General features: G+C 41.9%; 5 protein-coding genes. All 5 read right to left on the bottom strand.

Features of this window, described 5'->3' with window-relative positions:
• Positions 1-75: 75 nt before the first annotated feature.
• The 5 genes from WDZ40_01210 to WDZ40_01190 all read right to left on the bottom strand — a co-directional run bounded on the left by WDZ40_01210 (position 76) and on the right by WDZ40_01190 (position 6175).
• Positions 76-285, bottom strand: coding sequence for a zinc ribbon domain-containing protein (locus tag WDZ40_01210; protein ID MEX0877464.1), 210 nt, complete (start codon positions 283-285; stop codon positions 76-78).
• A 172-nt stretch (positions 286-457) separates the two neighbouring features.
• On the bottom strand, positions 458-2176 hold the full coding sequence (locus WDZ40_01205) for a VanW family protein (GenBank protein MEX0877463.1): 1719 nt from the start codon (positions 2174-2176) through the stop codon (positions 458-460).
• A 27-nt stretch (positions 2177-2203) separates the two neighbouring features.
• Entirely contained in the window at positions 2204-2875 is a 672-nt protein-coding gene (locus WDZ40_01200; GenBank protein MEX0877462.1) for an Hsp20/alpha crystallin family protein, read from the bottom strand.
• A 131-nt stretch (positions 2876-3006) separates the two neighbouring features.
• Positions 3007-3756, bottom strand: coding sequence for a PrsW family intramembrane metalloprotease (locus tag WDZ40_01195; protein ID MEX0877461.1), 750 nt, complete (start codon positions 3754-3756; stop codon positions 3007-3009).
• Between the two features lie 121 nt (positions 3757-3877).
• A complete protein-coding gene (locus WDZ40_01190) occupies positions 3878-6175 on the bottom strand; it encodes a valine--tRNA ligase (protein MEX0877460.1) in 2298 nt (765 codons plus the stop codon).
• Positions 6176-6227 lie beyond the last annotated feature (52 nt).

Genomic DNA, 6227 nt, shown 5'->3' with positions numbered 1-6227 from the left:
CACCAAAAAATAAACCCGACAGCTCGCTGTCGGGTTTATTTTTTTCTAAGAAGCTAAAAAGCTAACGCCTAATTCCTAAACTGTGTTTCCCTCAAATCCGCAGTGTGAGCAGGCGTGTTCTCCCGCCTCAACTTCTTTTTCAGCGGCGAGAACTTGTCCTCCGCATTGAGGGCAAAAAACTATTGTTTTTTCAACCCCGTTTCCGTCGTCGTACTTCTTTTCCCAAAAGTTTCCGTTTTTCTCGGACCCTTCAGGTTTGTTTATTTTTGGAAATTGTTCTGACATATATTTTGATTTGTTCGGCTTTGCCTCACAAAAATTTTTAATTTTAAATCAAGGCTTTTCAGATTTTCGCTTAGTTTTAGGAAGTGCCGAGGAACGAAGCGGAGTTTACGTGCTGGTAAATGAAGTGAGTACCGCAGGCACTGACATAGAAATAAGCGAAAAGATAAGGCCGTTACTCTAATGGATTTCTATTTACAGGATACAGGGAAGGGGAGCGATAGTTGGAATAGAACGTCTTTTCCAGCATAATATTATCATTCTTATCGTAAACAGTTTGAGTTACCCATGCTTTTACCGCTCCATTTGACCGCGCATCATAAGTATATGGTCCGTCTATTTCTGTATGGCGTCCGTCATCCTGTCCGTATATTTCAAATATAAGCTTACTTCCTACAATCTGTGTCTGTATTAGTATATGTCCCGGAGTGTTGTTTGTAAAGCGCAAATCCGGATGGTCGGGATATATCGTCGCGTCAAAGCCGGGTTTTCCGTAATACACAACCGGATATGAGTGATTATATCGTTCCGTTATTTTTAGTCCTGAATACACAGCAGCGCGAAACAGCGTGGTAGACACCTGACAGAGACCCCCACCATATTCGGGAATCGTTGCGCCCTGCTTTATGACAAGCTCCGGAAGATAGCCAGCGGAGGCAGTAACAGGTCCGAGATTTTGGTTAAAAGAAAACTCCTCCCCGGGTTCTATAAGAATTCCATGGTACTTTTCCGCCCCTACGTTTATATTATGCCTTCTGTTGTTTGGAGAACCTGTAAAATCGCTCTCTCCGCGCCCAATTAGCGCTGTAATGTTTAAATTATCTATGCTTTCGGATGTAATTTCAGGATCCGTTGTGTTAAAAGCAAGCAACCCCTCCGCCTCTCCTTTATCAAGTAATTCGCGTATGTTTTTTGCACTTTCTTCCATGTTTAACTCTAATCCGGGTTTAGCCAAACTGAAAGCTTCAACCTTTCCGTTCCTTACTTCAAAAGCGGCATTAACAGGCTTTGTTGTAAGACCCGGAGCAAAGGGAGCAAGATAATCCTGTATTGCTTTTTCAGATATTTCTGCGGCAAGCTCATAAGAGCCGTTCTTTTCTACCGGTACAAATTCTATCCACGATACCAAGTCTTCTTTTTCAATCTCCCAGCTACTGCCGTCTTGTCCTTTTACTGCATAGGGCATGAATGACAATATTTCTTCTGCTTGTACTTTTGCGTTTAAGCTTGCCTCTTCTGAGTCAACGAGAGGACTATCCGTGTTTTGTATAAGTTGTATGTTGTCCAGGTTTAGTTTTTGTCCGCTTTCAAATATCTGTTGCCTAAGGTTGTTTATATCTACAACTATACCCATTTTTGAAGGAACAAACTCAAACTCTTCAGTTTCATCGTTGAATTCAAAGGAAGCATTTTGGGCGGGCTTGTGCACCTCACTTAAAGAGAACTCTACAAAACCATTAAACCTCTCATTATCTATGTGTGTAATTACAGGTTCTTCCAAACCCACAAAAAGAGACTTTGCCTGTTCGTAAAGCTTTTTATATGCAGATCCTTCTCTACCGCGAGAGTAGGCGTTTTCTACTGTTTTTTCTATTTCAAGGCGTATCCCCACATTTTGGGGCGTGGATACTATTTCAAGCCCATCCGGCGTTTTTAAAGTTATTTCTGAGGACACATAGTTTTCAGTTACGCTTTTTAATCGTGCTTCGGCCTCGGAATAGGGGAGCTTGCTGACAGAAACAGAACCTATGCTAAGACCTTGTATCGCTTGCTCTCCCCGGTTTAGAAACCAGATGGTCGCAAAAAATACCGCAGTCATTATTATCACTGCGGCCAATAGTCCAAGAAGTTTCCGCGTTTTGCGGCTTATAGATAGGTTAAGGGTGAGTTCCATGTATAAACTCTTAAATTATATAAAGTATTAAGAAACAGTTTTAACCTTGAGTTTTTTCTGCTGTGTTTTTGAGAGCTTGGGAAGTCGTATTGTTAAAACTCCGTTTTTGATTGTAGCCTCCGCTTTGTCCGCGTCTATTTCGGTAGGAAGAATAACTGAGCGTGAAAAAGCCCCCCAGTAACACTCCTGGTAGAAGTAGTCTTCAGTTGAAACCTCCTCATCTTTCTGCCTTTTTCCGCGCACAGTAACGGAATCTGATGTTATATTTATATCTAAGTCCTCAGGTGCTACACCTGCTATCGTACTTTTTATTACAATCTCAATGTCTGTTTCATAGACGTCTATTGTGAGGCGTCCCTCTTCCTCATATTCAACATCTTCGGATACCTCGGTTTTTTCCTTTGGTTTTTTTGTCATTTTTTCTTTTGTCGCAGTTTTTGCCACTGCTAAGTTAGTTGTTATTTCACCTTCGTCTTCGGGAGACTCTTCATAGTACTCTTCTATATTTTCTGCTTCATTGACAAGCTCTTCTTCTGTGACAAGTTCTTCTTCTGTTTCGTATTCCTCTTTGTAGTTGTTTGTTGTTGGTTCTTCCATGGTAGTTTTTGTAGGATAATTATTTGATGAAGACTCTTCGTACTGTTCGTCTTCAAGTTTGAGCGAACGACCTAATTTTTCAAAAAAAGAATCTTTTTCCATAGTTTTGTGGCTAAGCCCCTTGGGCCGCCATCCCGGCCTTCGGCCTAGGGATTCAGCTCCGCCTCACAAAATAGGTTTTAGGTGACAGGTGTTAGGTTTTAGTCTAATACCTAATCCCTAGTACCTAGTACCTAACCCCTGCGAGGGAACCGAGCGTGCGCTAATTTATAAAGCCCTATTAATATTATTATACCAGAAATTGTAAGAAGTGTGCCAATGAGGGCTATTCCAAATATCTCCTCAGTGCATTTCGTGCCTGCTTCCAGTACCAAGCCAAATACATATGAACAGCTGGATTCTGAGATTAAATCACTCAACTCCATTATAAAATTATTAAAGACACCATGCAACAGGGTGGCTCCAATTATACCCGTGTATAAAAACCTTCTTTTCTCCCTGGGATGTTCAATGGAGAGCGCCAGAAAGTATCCAAGAAATCCGGATGCCACTACATGCAGAAAATTAGCGCTGACACCTCTAAGTATTGTCATGCCTATAACCATATCCGGCGTGCTTGTGTTAACGAGAACATAGACAAAGTTTTCAATTCCCGCAAAGCCGAGCGCCGCTGTTATCATATATATTATCGCGTCTTGTGGTTCATCAAAAAACGCGTAGGGCATGGCTTTTGTGCGCACAACCACATATTTTGCGAACTCTTCTATAAAACTTACCGCGACAAACCCCATTAAAAAGGGTGTAATAAACAGATTTGCCGCAAATTCAGCGAAAATACCTATACTCCAGTCTTCTAAAATAACAACAGGCAGTGCTATAGATATACCCCAAAGAAACACTTTTACAATGTCCTTTGTTTTTTCACGGTGTTTTTTTTGTAAAACAAAAAAAAGTAGCCATATAATACTGGGGACAACTGCCATGGGTGCAAATAAGAGACATGTTCCTGTACAACTCATTTAAAAAGTATTTAGTATACAGTATTTAGTATACAGTATTTAGTATAAAAATTTAATAATAAATCCCCGAATATTCGGGGATTTATTATGATGGCCAGGTCTCCACAAGTAGTAGCCGCTTGTTCTCTACAGGCAGATGCCCGTAGAGCTCTTCTGTTATAAAAGGCATAAAGGGGTGCAGGAGTTTTAAAACATCGGCCCAGGCGTTTGTAAGCGCGGTTATTCTTTTGGATTTTGCCTCGGTATCTTCGCTAAACAATATTTCTTTTGACTCTTCAAGAAGTTCATCCGCAAACCTGTGCCAGGCGTAGTGGTAAACCTCTTCAGCCGCCTGGGAGTAGCGGTATTTTTCCATATTTTCTGTAACGCTTTTTATAAGTTTTTTAACCTCTCTATTTATTTGGTCATCTCTGTTCTCTGTTTTCTGTTCACTGTTCACTGTTGATGCGTAGGCATCAGCATGCATTAAAAGAAATCGGGTAACATTCCAGAGCTTTGTAGAAAAATTGCGATATCCTCGTACCTGCTCCATGTTTAAAACAGGATCTCTCCCGGGAGTTGTATTGGTAATGAGCGCCATGCGCAGGGCATCGGTTCCAAACTCCTCAATAACTCCAAGAGGGTCTATAACATTCCCTTTGCTTTTTGACATTTTTTGCCTGTCTTTGTCACGCACAAGTCCGTGCAGATAAACCGTCCGGAAAGGAACTTTGCCTGTTCTATAAATTCCAAGCATAACCATTCTGGCTACCCAGAAGAAAAGAATATCATATCCGGTCTCCATAATATCTGTAGGGTAAAACTCTTTAAAGTCATTTCCATCGGGATAATCTAAAGTTGCGAAAGGCCACTGCCCGGAAGAAAACCAGGTATCAAAAACATCAGGGTCTCTCTCCAGCTCTTTGTTGCCGCAATCGGGGCATTTTTTAGGTTCTTCTCCTTCTGTAATTATCCATTTTTCTTGTTTTGAATTTTGGTCCGCCTCGGCTTGCCTCAGGCGAGACGGGTCATTATCAGCCGAAGGCTGATCAGCCTCTGGCTGAGAATTTTGAATTTGTTTCGAGTTTTGAGTTTCGGATTTAGGATTTGCGTTACACGCTGTACAGCGCCATGCGGGTATCTCTATTCCCCACCAGTTTTGCCGCGATATATTCCAGTCTTTTATGTTTTTGAGCCAGTGCAGATAAACCTTTTTTTGACTTGGAGGCAGTATTTTAATTCCCTGTGCTGAGCCTGCCGAAGCATCGCCTTTTTTCACAACATCAATAGCAGGTTTTGCAAGCGGTTCCATTTTTACAAACCACTGCTCCATAAGCATGGGTTCTATTATTGTGTTGCATTTATAACATAGCGCCACAGAGTGAACATAGTCTTTCTCCACCTTATCAATAAGGCCCTTTTCCTTTAGGTCTGCAATTATCTGTTTGCGCGCCTCTTCAACCTTCATTCCTTCGTAGGGTCCGGCGATAGCTGTCATTCGGCCGTTTTTATCTATGGTTTCTATTGGACCGGGTATCTCTTCTTTGTGGCGTAGCCACACTTCGTAGTCGTTTGGGTCGTGCGCGGGAGTTATCTTTACAACACCTGTGCCAAACTCAGGATCTACATAATCGTCCGCAATCACTTTTAATTTCCTTTTTCCGGTAAGTGTTTCTATTTCAATTTCTTTCCCCACATATTTTTGATACCTTTTGTCTTTTGGGTTTACCGCGACAGCTGTATCTCCGAATTTTGTTTCGGGTCGTACTGTAGCAAGACTAAAGGGTCCGTACTTCATATAGTACAAAGGGTCTGTTCTTTCTTCGCGCATTATCTCAAGCTCGCTGAATGCTGTTTGGTGCTTTGTGCAGTAGTTTACCAAGCGTTTGCCTCTGTAAATGAGCCCGTCATCGTACATTTTTTTAAATGTCGCGTAAACAGTGTTTACTATTTTTTCATCAAGAGTAAAAGTTTCACGGCTCCAGTCGCATGAAGCGCCGAGCTTTTTCAGTTGTCCGCGCACGGTGTCGCGGTTGGATTGGGTGTAGTCCCAGACCTCTTTGTAAAATTGCTCGCGTGTCATATCAAGCCTGCTTTTGCCCTGTTTTTTGAGTTTCTTTTCATAAACCACCTGCGTTTCAAATCCCGCGTGGTCCATACCAGGCAGCCAGAGCGCTTTTTTACCCTTCATTCTGGTGTAACGTGTCATCACGTCCTGTATTGTTACAAACAAAGCATGCCCTATGTGCAGAGGGTCGTTGGCATTGGGGGGAGGCATTAAAATAGAAAAAGACTCCTTGCCCTTTAAGTTGTCAGGATTAAAATAACCGCTCTCTTCCCAAAGCTTGTAAATTTTTTCCTCGCGTTCTGTGTGGTTAAATCTTTTTTCTAATTCTTTAGGCATAATTTTTGTCCCGATACCGCCCGAATCTTTGATTCGCTTGCGGTATCGTGGA

This window comes from Candidatus Spechtbacterales bacterium (assembly GCA_040879145.1).
Lineage (GTDB): Bacteria > Patescibacteriota > Minisyncoccia > Spechtbacterales > 2-12-FULL-38-22 > JAWVZY01.
This window is presented reverse-complemented; position numbering and strand designations above follow the sequence as displayed.